Source organism: Pedobacter sp. Leaf194, assembly GCF_001423945.1.
Taxonomy (GTDB): domain Bacteria; phylum Bacteroidota; class Bacteroidia; order Sphingobacteriales; family Sphingobacteriaceae; genus Pedobacter.
Window position 1 is genome coordinate 1 of sequence record NZ_LMPU01000004.1, and the last position, 12650, is coordinate 12650.

General features: G+C 38.1%; 13 protein-coding genes. 6 read left to right on the forward strand and 7 right to left on the reverse strand.

Annotation, left to right across the window (positions count from 1 at the left end):
• The first annotated feature begins 67 nt into the window (after positions 1-67).
• Together ASG14_RS07190 and ASG14_RS07195 are read left to right on the forward strand one after the other, a co-directional pair.
• Positions 68-730, forward strand: a complete 663-nt coding sequence (locus tag ASG14_RS07190) for a metal-dependent transcriptional regulator (protein WP_056870401.1) — start codon at positions 68-70, stop codon at positions 728-730.
• Positions 717-2579: an Nramp family divalent metal transporter gene (locus tag ASG14_RS07195; protein WP_056870402.1), complete on the forward strand. Its 1863-nt coding sequence runs from the start codon at positions 717-719 to the stop codon at positions 2577-2579. Before ASG14_RS07190 ends, ASG14_RS07195 begins: the two co-directional genes overlap by 14 nt.
• Here the strand turns inward: ASG14_RS07195 and ASG14_RS07200 are convergent.
• Positions 2569-3045 (reverse strand): redoxin domain-containing protein, encoded by a 477-nt coding sequence (locus ASG14_RS07200; RefSeq protein WP_056870403.1) that lies wholly within the window; start codon positions 3043-3045, stop codon positions 2569-2571. The genes ASG14_RS07195 and ASG14_RS07200 overlap by 11 nt on opposite strands.
• A gap of 214 nt (positions 3046-3259) precedes the next feature.
• Here ASG14_RS07200 and smpB point away from each other — a divergent pair, with 214 nt between their 5' ends.
• A complete protein-coding gene (smpB, locus tag ASG14_RS07205; protein WP_056870404.1) occupies positions 3260-3709 on the forward strand; it encodes an SsrA-binding protein in 450 nt (149 codons plus the stop codon).
• Positions 3710-3768: 59 nt separating this feature from the next.
• On the opposite strand, the gene ASG14_RS07210 is transcribed toward smpB, so the two are convergent.
• Positions 3769-4425, reverse strand: a complete 657-nt coding sequence (locus ASG14_RS07210) for a protein-L-isoaspartate(D-aspartate) O-methyltransferase (protein WP_056870405.1) — start codon at positions 4423-4425, stop codon at positions 3769-3771.
• 190 nt (positions 4426-4615) lie between these two features.
• On the opposite strand from ASG14_RS07210, the gene ASG14_RS07215 reads away from it, so the two are divergent.
• Positions 4616-5302: a hypothetical protein gene (locus tag ASG14_RS07215; RefSeq protein WP_056870406.1), complete on the forward strand. Its 687-nt coding sequence runs from the start codon at positions 4616-4618 to the stop codon at positions 5300-5302.
• Here ASG14_RS07215 and priA read toward each other — a convergent pair.
• Both priA and ASG14_RS07225 read right to left on the reverse strand, forming a co-directional pair.
• Positions 5299-7779, reverse strand: a complete 2481-nt coding sequence (gene priA, locus ASG14_RS07220; RefSeq protein WP_056870407.1) for a primosomal protein N' — start codon at positions 7777-7779, stop codon at positions 5299-5301. The genes ASG14_RS07215 and priA overlap by 4 nt on opposite strands.
• A complete protein-coding gene (locus tag ASG14_RS07225; RefSeq protein ID WP_056870408.1) occupies positions 7779-8165 on the reverse strand; it encodes a DUF423 domain-containing protein in 387 nt (128 codons plus the stop codon). Before ASG14_RS07225 ends, priA begins: the two co-directional genes overlap by 1 nt.
• A gap of 92 nt (positions 8166-8257) precedes the next feature.
• Here ASG14_RS07225 and ASG14_RS07230 point away from each other — a divergent pair, with 92 nt between their 5' ends.
• Both ASG14_RS07230 and ASG14_RS07235 read left to right on the forward strand, forming a co-directional pair.
• On the forward strand, positions 8258-9826 hold the full coding sequence (locus ASG14_RS07230) for a hypothetical protein (protein ID WP_056870409.1): 1569 nt from the start codon (positions 8258-8260) through the stop codon (positions 9824-9826).
• 27 nt (positions 9827-9853) lie between these two features.
• Entirely contained in the window at positions 9854-11263 is a 1410-nt protein-coding gene (locus ASG14_RS07235) for a DUF5723 family protein (protein WP_056870410.1), read from the forward strand.
• 3 nt (positions 11264-11266) lie between these two features.
• Here ASG14_RS07235 and tsaB read toward each other — a convergent pair whose 3' ends face one another.
• From tsaB to ASG14_RS07250, 3 genes are read right to left on the reverse strand one after another with little or no spacing between them, the layout of a single operon-like run.
• Complete coding sequence (gene tsaB / locus ASG14_RS07240) at positions 11267-11953, reverse strand: tRNA (adenosine(37)-N6)-threonylcarbamoyltransferase complex dimerization subunit type 1 TsaB (RefSeq protein ID WP_056870411.1); 687 nt, start codon at positions 11951-11953, stop codon at positions 11267-11269.
• Between the two features lie 55 nt (positions 11954-12008).
• The gene (gene yidD, locus ASG14_RS07245) at positions 12009-12239 is read right to left on the reverse strand and encodes a membrane protein insertion efficiency factor YidD (protein WP_056870412.1); all 231 of its coding nucleotides are present in this window, start codon (positions 12237-12239) and stop codon (positions 12009-12011) included.
• Positions 12223-12621, reverse strand: a complete 399-nt coding sequence (locus ASG14_RS07250; RefSeq protein WP_056870413.1) for a ribonuclease P protein component — start codon at positions 12619-12621, stop codon at positions 12223-12225. Before ASG14_RS07250 ends, yidD begins: the two co-directional genes overlap by 17 nt.
• Positions 12622-12650 lie beyond the last annotated feature (29 nt).

Sequence of the window (12650 nt, forward strand, 5' to 3'; positions counted from 1 at the left end):
AATTTATCATATATATTTTAAATTAAAATTTTTAGATTTACCTAAAAATAAAATTAGATAAACGTAAATGCAAAGTTTTACCGAAGAGAACTATCTTAAGATTATTTACCACCTGGCCGAAAAAACCAGTAACGTTCAAACAAATGCAATAGCCGAGCAAATTCAAACCAAACCCGCATCTGTAACCGACATGATTAAAAAACTGGCGGAGAAAGGTCTTGTGGATTATGTTAAATATCAGGGCGTTACCTTAACCGAAAAGGGGAAGCATGCCGCTGTAGACATTGTTCGAAAACACCGCCTTTGGGAAGTCTTCTTAGTGGATAAGCTTAACTTTAAATGGGACGAGGTGCATGATGTTGCAGAAGAACTGGAGCACATAAGGTCGGTAGATTTAATTGAGCGTTTAGATGAGTTTTTAGGTTTTCCTAAATCAGACCCTCACGGCGACCCAATTCCGGACAAAAACGGACGTTTTGCGAAAACACAATTTATAAAACTTATCGAACTTGGCATTGGCGACAGCGGAACCATAACTGGCGTTAGCCAGCACAGCTCTCCGTTTTTAAAACACCTTGAAAAACTGGGTTTAACGCTCGGAAAACAAATACAAGTTTCAGATGTTACCGATTTCGATGGCTCAGTTGAAATTTTAGTAGCCGAAAAACAAATCAATATTAGCAGAGAAGTTGCAAAACATATTTTAATTAGCAGTAATGGCAAAAACTGAATCGTTAAGTGAGGTTCATCAGAGTGTAAATACCGATAAGCGTAAAGGCTGGCGAAGAATTCTATCCTTCATCGGTCCGGCCTACTTAATAAGCGTAGGCTATATGGATCCCGGAAACTGGGCGACGGACTTAGCCGGTGGAAGTAAGTTCGGCTACCAGCTTATCTGGGTGTTGTTAATGTCGAACCTGATTGCGTTGCTATTGCAATCACTTAGTGCCAGGTTAGGAATTGTTCGGGGTTTAGATTTGGCGCAGGCTTCAAAACATGCCTATCCCCGCTGGGCAAACATCCCCTTGTTCGGGTTGGCACAACTGGCTATAATTGCCTGCGATTTAGCAGAAATTATAGGTATGGCGATAGGTTTACAATTGCTTTTTGGTTTACCACTAATCTGGGGCATTTCAATAACCATTTTCGACACTATACTTCTTCTTTTCCTGCTAAATAAAGGAATGAGGGCAATGGAAGGTTTTATCGTTTCTATGGTATTTATCGTAGGCATTTCATTTCTTGTTGAAATGTTTATCGTTGAGCCATCTTTAAAAGAGGTTGCGAAGGGTTTTGAGCCTTCTTTGCTTGGTGGCGACGCACTCTACATTGCCATCGGTATTATAGGCGCCACCGTAATGCCACACAACCTGTATCTCCACTCCTCACTGGTGCAAACCAGAAAAATAGAACGAACAAATAAAGGTATAAAGGAAGCATTAAAATTTAACCTGATTGATACTACCGTTGCGCTGAATCTTGCTTTCTTTGTTAACGCGGCGATTTTAATTCTGGCAGCTGCTGCTTTTTTTAAAAATGGTCTTCACGAAGTTGCAGAAATACAGGATGCACACAAGTTACTTTCTAATATTTTCGGCAGCGTTGCCCCAACCTTGTTCGCTATTGCCTTAATTGCCGCCGGTCAAAGCTCCACAGTTACAGGAACGCTGGCTGGCCAGATTATTATGGAAGGCCATATTAATTTAAGAATTCAGCCTTGGCTGAGGAGATTAATAACCCGCTTGTTAGCCATTATACCGGCATTTTTCACCATTCTCCATTATGGCGATGATGCCTTGGGTGGATTGCTCGTGCTCAGTCAGGTTGTGTTGAGTCTTCAGCTTGGCTTTGCAGTTATCCCATTAATTCACTTTACATCAGATAAGAAACTGATGAAGGATTTCGCCATAAAAACCTGGGTTAAGGTCTTAGCCTGGGGTAGCGCCGCTTTAATTATTGCGTTAAATGTAAAACTGGTAATTGAAGAAATCTCCGGCTGGACTAAAGATGCAAACACCTGGTGGATTTATGTGTTCGTTTTCCCGGCAGTAATCGTCATCATTCTCCTGCTGCTTTATGTTTTCTTTCACCCACTTATTGACAAGCGAAACTTGCAAAGGCAAATGGTTCCTCATGGCAATGCGCTCGACATTGGCAAGATTGATAAGATTAGCTACCAACGCATTGGAATTGCAGTCGATTTTTCTAAAAACGACCGGAATACGATTAGACATGCACTAATTCAGGGCGGGAAAGATGCTCATTACTACCTTATTCATGTTGTAGAAACTGCCGCAGCCCGCTACCATGGCGATATTGTGATGGACCACGAAACACAGAGCGATGCCGAAAACCTGGAAAAATACAAAATCAACCTTGCCGATTTAGGCTATGACGCAACCTTATTTATCGGATTCGGGGGCACTGCGAAAGCAATTGCCGACATCAGCAACAAAAACGAACTTGAGCTATTGGTAATGGGCGCCCACGGTCATCGTGGATTAAAAGATCTGGTATTCGGAACAACAGTTGATGCCGTTAGACACAAAGTGAATATACCGGTGCTGATTATCCGATAGATTTTAGAACTTTATTTATTCCACCATCGCCATTGCTATAAACAATAAGCTTTCCACTTGAACCATACAAATACATTGCAGGGTATTGAGAAGGCAAAAATGTTGGAATAAATGTTCTGTTTTTATCCTGAAGCACCGTTACGTTTGGCTTAAGGTTTAGGCCAGGTGCGTAGGTACCAAAAAACTTTTGAATGGATATCGATTCATCTAATGTTACCATCAGTATGTTTACATTTTTAAGCTTAGCATAAACCTTATTTAACTCTTTTGCTTCACGTTGGCAATGTTCACATGTACAATCAAATAATATAAAAAGTGTCTTTTTCGATTGATTAATGTTCACATTTGAAAACGCTTTTCCATCTAACTTAAAGAACTTAAATTGTGGCAAAAACGCTGGTTGCTGAGCGTTCACATTTACGGCAAATAAAATAGCGACAATTAAAAACAGGTTTCTTAACTTCATACAAATTGATCTAAACTCAAACATAATTTTTTAATTGCGAAGAAGGGTAAGAATTTTTTATGTTTTACATAAGATGAACAAAAATTTTGCAGGCGATAACAAGATGTTGCAATTAAAAAATGATATTAGCCCATTTTTTAAGATATTTGCAGCCCGATGTACACCACCATACTCAATGGCCAGTACATTATCTAATTAAATACAGCAGTACATTTTGAAAAACGACATCAATATAAAAAATAAAAGGGCTTATTTCGACTACAATCTAATTGATAAGTATGTAGCCGGTATTGCCTTATTAGGAACCGAAATTAAAGCAATAAGGCAGGGAAAGGCAAACATGACGGATGCCTTCTGCATGTTTATTGGCGGAAATCTTTACGTGCGCAACTTACACATTTCCGAATATAGCCACAGTTCCTTTTATCACCACGATATTAAAAGAGACAGAGCCTTGCTTTTACAAAAAAGGGAGATAAAAAAACTGAAAGCAAAAGGCGAAGAAAAAGGCTACACCATTGTACCACTAAGAATTTTTATGAACGAACGGGGTTTCGCGAAAATTGAAATTGCACTGGCGCAGGGTAAAAAAGAGTTTGATAAACGCGACAGTATAAAAGATAGAGATACCAAACGTGAACTCGACAGAGCGATGAAGCGATAAGCTAAGATTCTGTCACTAATCGCCTCTACTGCAACAAATCATAAAACTATACGACTATTCTACCAGGCCTGGTCGCCCACAAGTGGAACGAACCTAAAGGTATCCAATACGATTTTTTCAAAATCATGTTCGCTCACCCGCAGCACGGTAACCATTTTTTGAGTCTTTTCATCTCCAACGGGAATAACCAAAATACCGCCGACTTTAAGTTGTTTCAGTAAAATTTCGGGTACAAGTGGTGCTCCTGCGGTAACAATTATTTTATCGTATGGTGCGTTTTCGGCTATCCCCTTTGAGCCGTCGCCGCAGTAAAATGTAGGCTTATAACCCATTCCCGGCAACACCTGAATGGTTCTGTTAAAGATATTTTCTTGTCGTTCGATTGTAAAAACCCGGGCGCCGAGTTCCATCAAAATACAAGTTTGATAGCCAGAACCAGTCCCGATTTCCAGAACTTTATCGCCTTTCTTTATATGTAAGAGTTCGCTTTGATAAGCAACAGTGTAAGGTTGGGAAATCGTCTGCCCGTCGCCAATGGGGAAAGCGATGTCTTTATAAGCCTGATTCCAGAATGTTTCGTCAAAAAAGAAATGACGAGGTACTTTGCCGATTGCCTGAAGCACGTTTTTATCCTCAATACCGCGAGATGATAACAACTCGACAAGTTTTTTTCTCGCTCCTCTTTCCCGGTAATTATCAACAAATTTGTAGGCCATGAGTATCAAAAGTAGGTTTTTTATACGTTGAAACAAGATAAAAATTTCATCCTGATTGTAAGTGGCAGAAAATCAAAACTAAAAAATATAGAAGGCGTTTTTGAAGACGAAAATAATTATTTGTTCGTTATTGATATTTATTTCTAATTTTGAGGACATATCTTTTTACTAAATATCTATCTCCGCTTAAATGAAAAAAGGACTAATTAGCATATTGATTTTATGCACCGCCATTACCACTAAATTATTTGCTCAAACCAGTGCTGATTATAATTATTCAATTGCTTTAAGAGGTTTTAGCTTAATGCAGTTGCCAAAAATATTAAATCAAACAAATACGCAGGATTACACTAAAATGGCTGGTAATGGTGCCATCTTAAAATTTAACGATAATCAAATCAGTTATAGAATAAGCGGTAACTATTTCCGCGATAAAGATGTTCAATTCCAGAATACCTGCGAAAGCTGTGAAATAGCGAAAGGAAAAGTAACGGATTATTCATTCAAAATCGGTTTTGAAAAAAACTTCAATTACTCAAGGATTCAACCATACTTTGCATTTGATATTGGATATAGGTCAAATAGATTCACCGGCACATTATCTCCGGCAAATTCTATGGTTGCTTCAACAAGTCAATCAGCAGATGCAACTAAAAACGGTTTAGTGATGACACCATCTTTAGGCGTTAAAATAAATATAATCCCGAATCTTTCAATTTTTGCAGAAAGCAGTCTTGATTTTAACTACTCGTATGAAAAGCAAGACATTACCCAGCCAAATCTTGCTGCCAGAAATATTTACACGTATAATAAGTGGGAATTTTTGTTGAATCCTGTTTCTGCAGGCATACAATTTAATTTTAACAGCAAAAACTAATAAGGGTCTACGTCAATCTGAATTAAGACACTTTTATATTCTTTCATTGCATTAAATTCTGTAAGTGTTTCCCGCAAAACGTTTTTAACTTTTTGTATTGCAGTATGCTTATCGGCTTTGATAATGATTTGCTTAATGTAAAGATTTCTCACCCTACTTATTAATGGTTGCTCAGGCCCTAAAACCCGGGCACCAAATTTTGCCTTAAGCGTTTGTGCCAGAAACATTGCAGCCTTGTCTAAAACATTAAAATCTTTGTGTTTCACAGCAATAAAAATCATTCTTGAAAAAGGCGGGTAAAGGAATTTTTCACGCTCGGCAATCTCGTCATTGTACATTCCAATGTAATCATTATCTACAACCTGCTTAATGATTCTGTTTTCTGCATCATAAGTTTGGATACATACATTCCCCTGATCGGCCCTGCGCCCTGCCCTGCCCGAAACCTGTGCCAGCAACTGATAGCTGCGTTCGTAGGCCCTAAAATCCGGGTAACCAAGCAGGGTGTCGGCATTTATTACGCCGATCAAACTTAAATTGTCAAAGTCCAGCCCCTTAGCTACCATTTGTGTGCCGATTAAAATATCGGTTTTCTTATCCTGGAAATCGCTTAAAATCTGTTGCAAACCATTTTTTGTTCGCGTGGTGTCCATATCCAGGCGGGCAATGCTCACCTCTGGGTACAGCAATTTAAGTTCTTCCTCTATACGCTCGGTACCAAAACCTTTCTGCTCTACGTGTACCGAGCCGCAAGCCGGACAAATATTAACGCTGCTTTGCTGATAGCCGCAGTAGTGACAATGAAGTTTACCACTACTTTTGTGGTAGGTTAAGCTTACATCACAATTCACACACTTTGGCGTATAACCACATGTTGCGCAAATTAAAATGGTTGCATAGCCCCGTCTGTTCTGAAAGAGCACAATTTGCTCTTTTTTACTAAGTGCCAGGTCGATGTCTTTTATTAATACACTCGAAAAATACGAAACCATCGTTTTTCGCTTTGTTTCTTCAGCAATGCTAACAATTTGCTGATTTGGCAATTGAACACCGCCAAAACGTTCCTTCATTTCAATAAGTCCGTATTTGCCTATCAGAGCATTGTGATAACTTTCTAAAGATGGTGTTGCGGAGCCCAGAACAACCTTTGCCTGGTGAAGATGAGCTAAATAAATTGCAGAATCTCTTGCCTGATAACGAGGTGCCGGGTCGTATTGTTTATAAGATGGCTCATGCTCTTCATCAACTACAATTAGTTTTAAATTTTGGAACGGCAAAAATACGGCAGAGCGGGCACCTAAAACTACTTTGAAAGCACCATGCTTAACTTTATTCCAAATTTCTACCCGTTCACTATTGTTAAATTTCGAATGATATACACCAATTGAATTTCCAAAATATTGCTTTATACGTTCTACAATTTGCGTGGTTAGGGCAATTTCAGGGAGTAGGAACAGGACTTGTCCATCACTGTTTTCTATTATCTGTTCAATTAGTTTTATGTAAACCTGTGTTTTGCCAGATGCGGTAACGCCATGAAGCAGAACAACATCTTTCTCCTCGAAAAAAGTGTTTATTTTTTCCAGGGCATTCTCTTGGCCGGTATTGAGCGTAAAATTTATACTGAAATCATCAGCATTGGAGGCGAGCCTACTAACCGGGCGCTTAAGCACGGTGAATATATCTTTATCAATTAACGATTTCAAAGCTGCCTGACCACAATTGCTTTCCTCAAGTAGCTCATCTTTCGCAATCGGCAAACCCTGTTTATTTAATTTTAAATAGGCAAGCAATGCATCAAGCTGTTTTGGTGCCCGATCTAGAATTGAAAAAAGTTGTTTAAGATTTTCTTCCTCATTATAAAACTCATTTAAAATAATGAACGATTTCAAAAGTGGCTTGTATTTTTGAATTACCTCTTCGGCCACCAAAATCAATTCTTTATCTAATAATTGATTTATAATCGGGTAGATTGTTTTTTGGCCCAGTAATTTTGAAACATCGTTAATGGTGAGCTTTTGTTGCTTTTTTAAGGCATTGACAATTAGTTCTTCTTTTTCGGTTAGAACTACAGCTTCATCGAATTCATCACGGAGAATAAGTATTGTTTCGCTAGCTAGCTTAAGGCTGGCAGGCAAAGCTGCCGCCATCACATCTCCCTCGTTACACATGTAATAATCTGTCATCCATGCCCAGAATTTTAGCTGGGTAGCAGTTACTGAAGGAGCAGAGTCTATAACATCAAGCAGGTATTTTGCTTCATAAGCAATGGGTGGTTTAGTTGTAATATTTCTAATTAAGGCTGTATAAATCTTATGCTTTCCAAATTGAACAACTACCCTTTTTCCGATCTCAACCTGCGAATTTAAATCAAAAGGCACCCGATAAGTATAGTTTTTTGCCAGCGATAAAGGCAAAATAACTTCAACAAAAAGTGTTTCTCTTTCTGCAAAAATATCAGGTTCGAATGTGTTCATTATTTATCTTTAAAAGCAGCGAAGAATAACATTATCCAGCCTAAAACGAAAAGCAAACCTCCAATTGGTGTAATGGGGCCTAAAACATCAACAAAACTCAGCTGTAAAAGCGTTCTTGTTGCAAGTAGATACAGCGAACCAGAAAACAACAATATACCAAAGGTGAAACAAAAATAAGCGATATTAATGAGCTTGTTTCGATAACGGGCAAAGGTAGAAAGGTAAAGTAAGGCAAATGTATGATAGAATTGATAATCAACGCCTTTCTGCCAGATTTCCAACGAAGGCGCATCAATCAAAGCCTTTAAACCATGCGCACCAAAAGCACCCAATAAAACAGCAACAGCACCAAAAAAAGAAGCAGTAAGGATAATACGTTTGTTCATATTGTTTTAGCTTAACGCAATTGCTAAATTAATAAATTGAGTAAGAACTTCGTACAAATGGATGTAATAATTTAAATTTGTTTCACAAACAGATGAGAAAAATTTTAGTTCTAGTAATTGCATTAACAACAGGCGTAGCGTTTTTGGCTTACTTGTATTTTTCTAAGTTAAATAATGAGAACAACGCCAAAGATTTAGCACTGCAATCGGCAACTAATAATGCGGCGATAATATTTTCCTTTCAGAACGATAAGAGCTTTTATCAGATTTTGGAAGGCCAGACCTTACTACAGCAGGTTCTAGGAACAGAAAAGCTGACTTTACTCGAAAGCCTGAAAGAAAATATTGTTAACGATAATGTTTTAAACAGCTACTTTTCAGAACAACAAATTTACCTGAGCGTTCTACCCGATGAAGAGAAAAAGCTTAATTTTTTAATTACGGTTCAGTTACAGGAAGATAAAAATTACCGTCAGTTTTTTAACTATCTAAAAAGCAGGAAAGCAGTTTCTAAAGAAACAGATCAATTATTTACCATCAACTTTAGTAAAAACACTACTTTTTTCGTGGGCGTTCAGGATCAGGTACTAACAATTTCCACATCGAAAAAATTAATTGATGATGCTGCCGTTCGGTTGGATGAAAATCCATTTACAGAATATATTAAGGAAAACAGTTTGCTAAATAAAAATGTACTGGCAAATTTATACATCAATTTTAACCAGGCGCCACTCTTGTTAAAAACCATTTTGGCGGGCAAAATAAATGGCGAGCTGTCGCTTTTTGAGAAACAAAACAGTTTTGCTTCGCTGAACTACAATTTCAGTAAAGAGAAAATACTTTTCAATGGCAATACCGAACTAAAAGCGGGCGATAATTATTTAAAGCTTTTTGAACAAATACCCGCACAGGCAATAAGCATTACTAATCTGTTGCCAGACAATACCGCAAACTACAGTCTGTTTGCTTATGATAACTACAAAAACTGGCTACAAAAACTTGTTGCCTGGCAGTTGAGCAAGAAAGAAACAACGAAAGTTGATGCCTTATTGAAATCGGTAAAAAATGAATACAGAGTTGACTTAAATTCGATTTTCCAGCCTTACGTAAAAAATCAATTTATCAGTTTCCAGCTCGGCACTTCCGAAAAACTGGGCGCTATCGCCCTATCGAACGGAGAAAAAGTGAAGCAGTTGCTTATAGATGTTAGCGCAGATTATAATGATGAAATCAAGATCCTTAAATCATCAGACATATTATATGCCTTTTTTGGAGAGCCTTTTAAAAAATTTCGTCGGCCATATTACACAATAATTGATAACAATTTAGTTTTCGCGAATAACGCAAGCACAGTGCAGTCTTTTCTAAGCAGCTATAAGAATAACCGGTTATTAATTGAGTTGCCGCAATATCAGGATGCGCTGAACCAACTTTCTACTACATCAAATGTTAGTTATTATATTAACACAAAAACCTCAGCTGAAATCTTCAGGGGCAATGTTTTAACGCCGTTCTACAAACACCTTCGGGCGGATAGCGGCTTGAAAAATTTCGATACATTTTATTATCAGATGAGTGCCGACAAAAACAAATTCATCACTAACGTGCTTTTAAACAAATATTTACAGGCCGAAATACCAGATTCAACCACCAATCGTTAATATCAAAACCAGGAAAACGCAAATTAAATGAAGAAACTTCTACTTGTACTCATTCTTTTTATTTCATTCAGTAACTCCTTCGCTCAACAATATGCGCTATTTGGAACAAAAACCATGTTTGATGCCTTTGAAAATCCATCCCAAAAATCGTTTACCCTGGATTCATCGAGAAGGTTTTCATCGAATTTTTTTCTGCCCTATTTTGGGGTAAATGGTGCCAATAAAGGTGATGCAGAATCGGTTGTGCGTCGATTAATTGTTGATGGCGTAAACGATACACGAACGCTGCCGCTCGGAACGGGGAACATTAATCATATATACGAAAACAGCAATGTTTATGTGCTGACGTTACGAATATTCCAATCCTATAAATACCAGAAAGAAATGGGTTTTGCCTGGCAAATCCGTTCTGATGCGCAAGTAGATTATCCAAATGAAAGCATTGCCGTGTTCGATTCCTATACAAGATTTCCACAGCAAACCGAATTAAATGATATCTTCAACGCAAAAGGCTACCAACAATCCTATCACCAGTTTAGCTTTACCTATCGTGAAAACTATAATAAAAGATTAGCCTTCGGCTTAAAAGCGAGTTTACTGAGTGGAATAATATACAATGATTTAAACATTTCCGATTCATATATGTATGTCAGCCCGGAAACAAATTCGCTAAATATTGGTCTTGCAGGAACATATTCGAGCAACTTTAACGACGAAAATAAAATTAATCGCAATACCGTTATCCCGACATTCAAGAATCCTGGCTTATCAATTGGTTTCAGCACAAACTACACGACTAAAAAGGGACTTTTTTTAATGGCCAATGTTAAAGACCTCGGCTTTATCTGGTGGCGAAATAATACACACAGCACAACGGTTAACACCCTGAAAAACATCGATAACATTGCTTTCAATCAGGCCAATACAAACAGGGAAATCAGGGATATTTTCGAACTTTCGGAGCAGCCAGACAAATTTTTGGCTTTAACAAATGCCAAAGCCGACATCTATATTTCAAAAAACTATGGTTTTTACAAGCCTGCTTTAGCCATTTCGAAAAATTTATTTTACCGCGGCGGGGATTTAGCTTTCGTAAACACATTCAGATACAATGATTTGTCTGGAAGCATAACCCCACTTTACAACCTAAACAATGTATTTATGGTTGGTTTACAAGGCAAATATCAAACACCAAATTTCGAAATTTTTATGGGTACCGATAACTTAATCTCGAGTGCCAGTACCGCATCTGCAGTATTGAAAAACGATTATACCATTGGAAGCGGTCCAAACGGCGCCTCATTTTATATGGGTGTTGGAATTAAATTCGGCAACGTTGTAAACCATCCTCAGTTTAGCGATGTGATGCCAGGCATTAACGATAATGAGGGCGGTAGCTTCTTTAAAAATTTATTTTCTGTTTTTAAAAAGAAATAAAGATTAAACCTTTTTTTTGGGCTGCGTAACCACGAAATCTTTAAGGTAGAATGGCTCGAAGTAGGCAACATCTTCAAATTTAGCTTCGCTGAAAGCTTGTTCGGCTAATTGGGCCATATTAGTTGCCGAATTGAAATTTGCATCACTAAAAAATGCATGCTCATGCTTTAGCGTTTCAATACATTTTGCTGCACCATCGCCCAAAAAAGTAATCCTGTGCGCTGATAATAAATTTTCAAAGCTAGGTTCGTCAATAATTTTTGCAGAAGTTGGCTCAACGAGCTGCAGTTTGGAATCGAAAACAGATGTGTATACTTCCATTCTTCTTGCGTCTATCATGGGGCAAATCAATCCTGTGTAATCAGGATTTTGAATCATGAAACCCGCCGCCATCATTTCCAACGTTTCTAAAGCAATTAAGGGCTTTTCCAGGGCGTAACACAAACCCTTAGCGGTAGAAACACCAATCCTAAGTCCTGTATAAGAGCCTGGCCCCTTGCTTATGCAAACCGCATCCAGATCATTGTATTTTAAATTGGACCTGGTGATAACATCTTCGATAAACAAAGTGAGATTACCTGCATGCAGATTCTGACCAAAGGCTTCTTTAACCGCGATAATTTCTCCGTTTATGGATAAGGCAACAGAACAAAAAGAAGTAGCAGTTTCTAACAAAAGTATTTTTGGCATGCACAAAGATATGCTAAAAGATGAAAACGTAAAAGTATCCGGACATGCTGAGACACTACGGAACGGGGTCGTGTCCATGCGCTCCCCATGGATGGCAACGGCCAATACGCTTCAAAGCCATCCATCCGCCTTTAAATGGCCCGTACTTTCTTATGGCTTCTATGCCATATTGTGAGCAGGTTGGTGTAAATCTGCAGTTCGCACCAAGCATTGGCGATATGGCATACTGATAAATTCTTATCAAGCCTAAAAAGAACCAGCCAAATATTTTATTTACCAGTTTCATCAGGTGCGATAAGGTTATGAAAGCGCTTAAAGGTTGCTATTAATTTCTTCTCTATAAAAGAAAACTCATACTTGTCTTTTCCTACAAACTGAATTGAAAATAACAGTAAGCCGTTGCTTTCCGGAAGATTTGAATATAAGCTTTCCTGCTTGTGCAAGCGGTAGGCTTCGCGAATGCGGCGTTTTAATAAATTGCGGTCTACCGCTCTCTTATACCTCTTTTTAGGAACGTTAATTACAACCTGTGCCTGAACTTCGGCCGGAGCATTAACAAAAAGATATGAAATACGAAATGGATATAATAAAAAAGAAGAACCGTTTTTAAACAGCAGATCTAAATGTTTTCTGCTGCATAACCGTTCTTCTTTCCTGAATGTGTACATATATTTTTGATTGATAATTGCAGATTTTG

What these genes read in the sequence shown, in the direction of transcription:
- ASG14_RS07190 (WP_056870401.1), top strand. Translation starts at nt 68, where the DNA reads ATGCAAAGTTTTACCGAAGAGAACTATCTTAAGATTATTTACCACCTG.
- ASG14_RS07195 (WP_056870402.1), top strand. Translation starts at nt 717, where the DNA reads ATGGCAAAAACTGAATCGTTAAGTGAGGTTCATCAGAGTGTAAATACC.
- ASG14_RS07200 (WP_056870403.1), bottom strand. Translation starts at nt 3,045, where the DNA reads ATGAAGTTAAGAAACCTGTTTTTAATTGTCGCTATTTTATTTGCCGTA.
- ASG14_RS07210 (WP_056870405.1), bottom strand. Translation starts at nt 4,425, where the DNA reads ATGGCCTACAAATTTGTTGATAATTACCGGGAAAGAGGAGCGAGAAAA.
- ASG14_RS07215 (WP_056870406.1), top strand. Translation starts at nt 4,616, where the DNA reads ATGAAAAAAGGACTAATTAGCATATTGATTTTATGCACCGCCATTACC.
- priA (WP_056870407.1), bottom strand. Translation starts at nt 7,779, where the DNA reads ATGAACACATTCGAACCTGATATTTTTGCAGAAAGAGAAACACTTTTT.
- ASG14_RS07225 (WP_056870408.1), bottom strand. Translation starts at nt 8,165, where the DNA reads ATGAACAAACGTATTATCCTTACTGCTTCTTTTTTTGGTGCTGTTGCT.
- ASG14_RS07230 (WP_056870409.1), top strand. Translation starts at nt 8,258, where the DNA reads ATGAGAAAAATTTTAGTTCTAGTAATTGCATTAACAACAGGCGTAGCG.
- ASG14_RS07235 (WP_056870410.1), top strand. Translation starts at nt 9,854, where the DNA reads ATGAAGAAACTTCTACTTGTACTCATTCTTTTTATTTCATTCAGTAAC.
- tsaB (WP_056870411.1), bottom strand. Translation starts at nt 11,953, where the DNA reads ATGCCAAAAATACTTTTGTTAGAAACTGCTACTTCTTTTTGTTCTGTT.
- yidD (WP_056870412.1), bottom strand. Translation starts at nt 12,239, where the DNA reads ATGAAACTGGTAAATAAAATATTTGGCTGGTTCTTTTTAGGCTTGATA.
- ASG14_RS07250 (WP_056870413.1), bottom strand. Translation starts at nt 12,621, where the DNA reads ATGTACACATTCAGGAAAGAAGAACGGTTATGCAGCAGAAAACATTTA.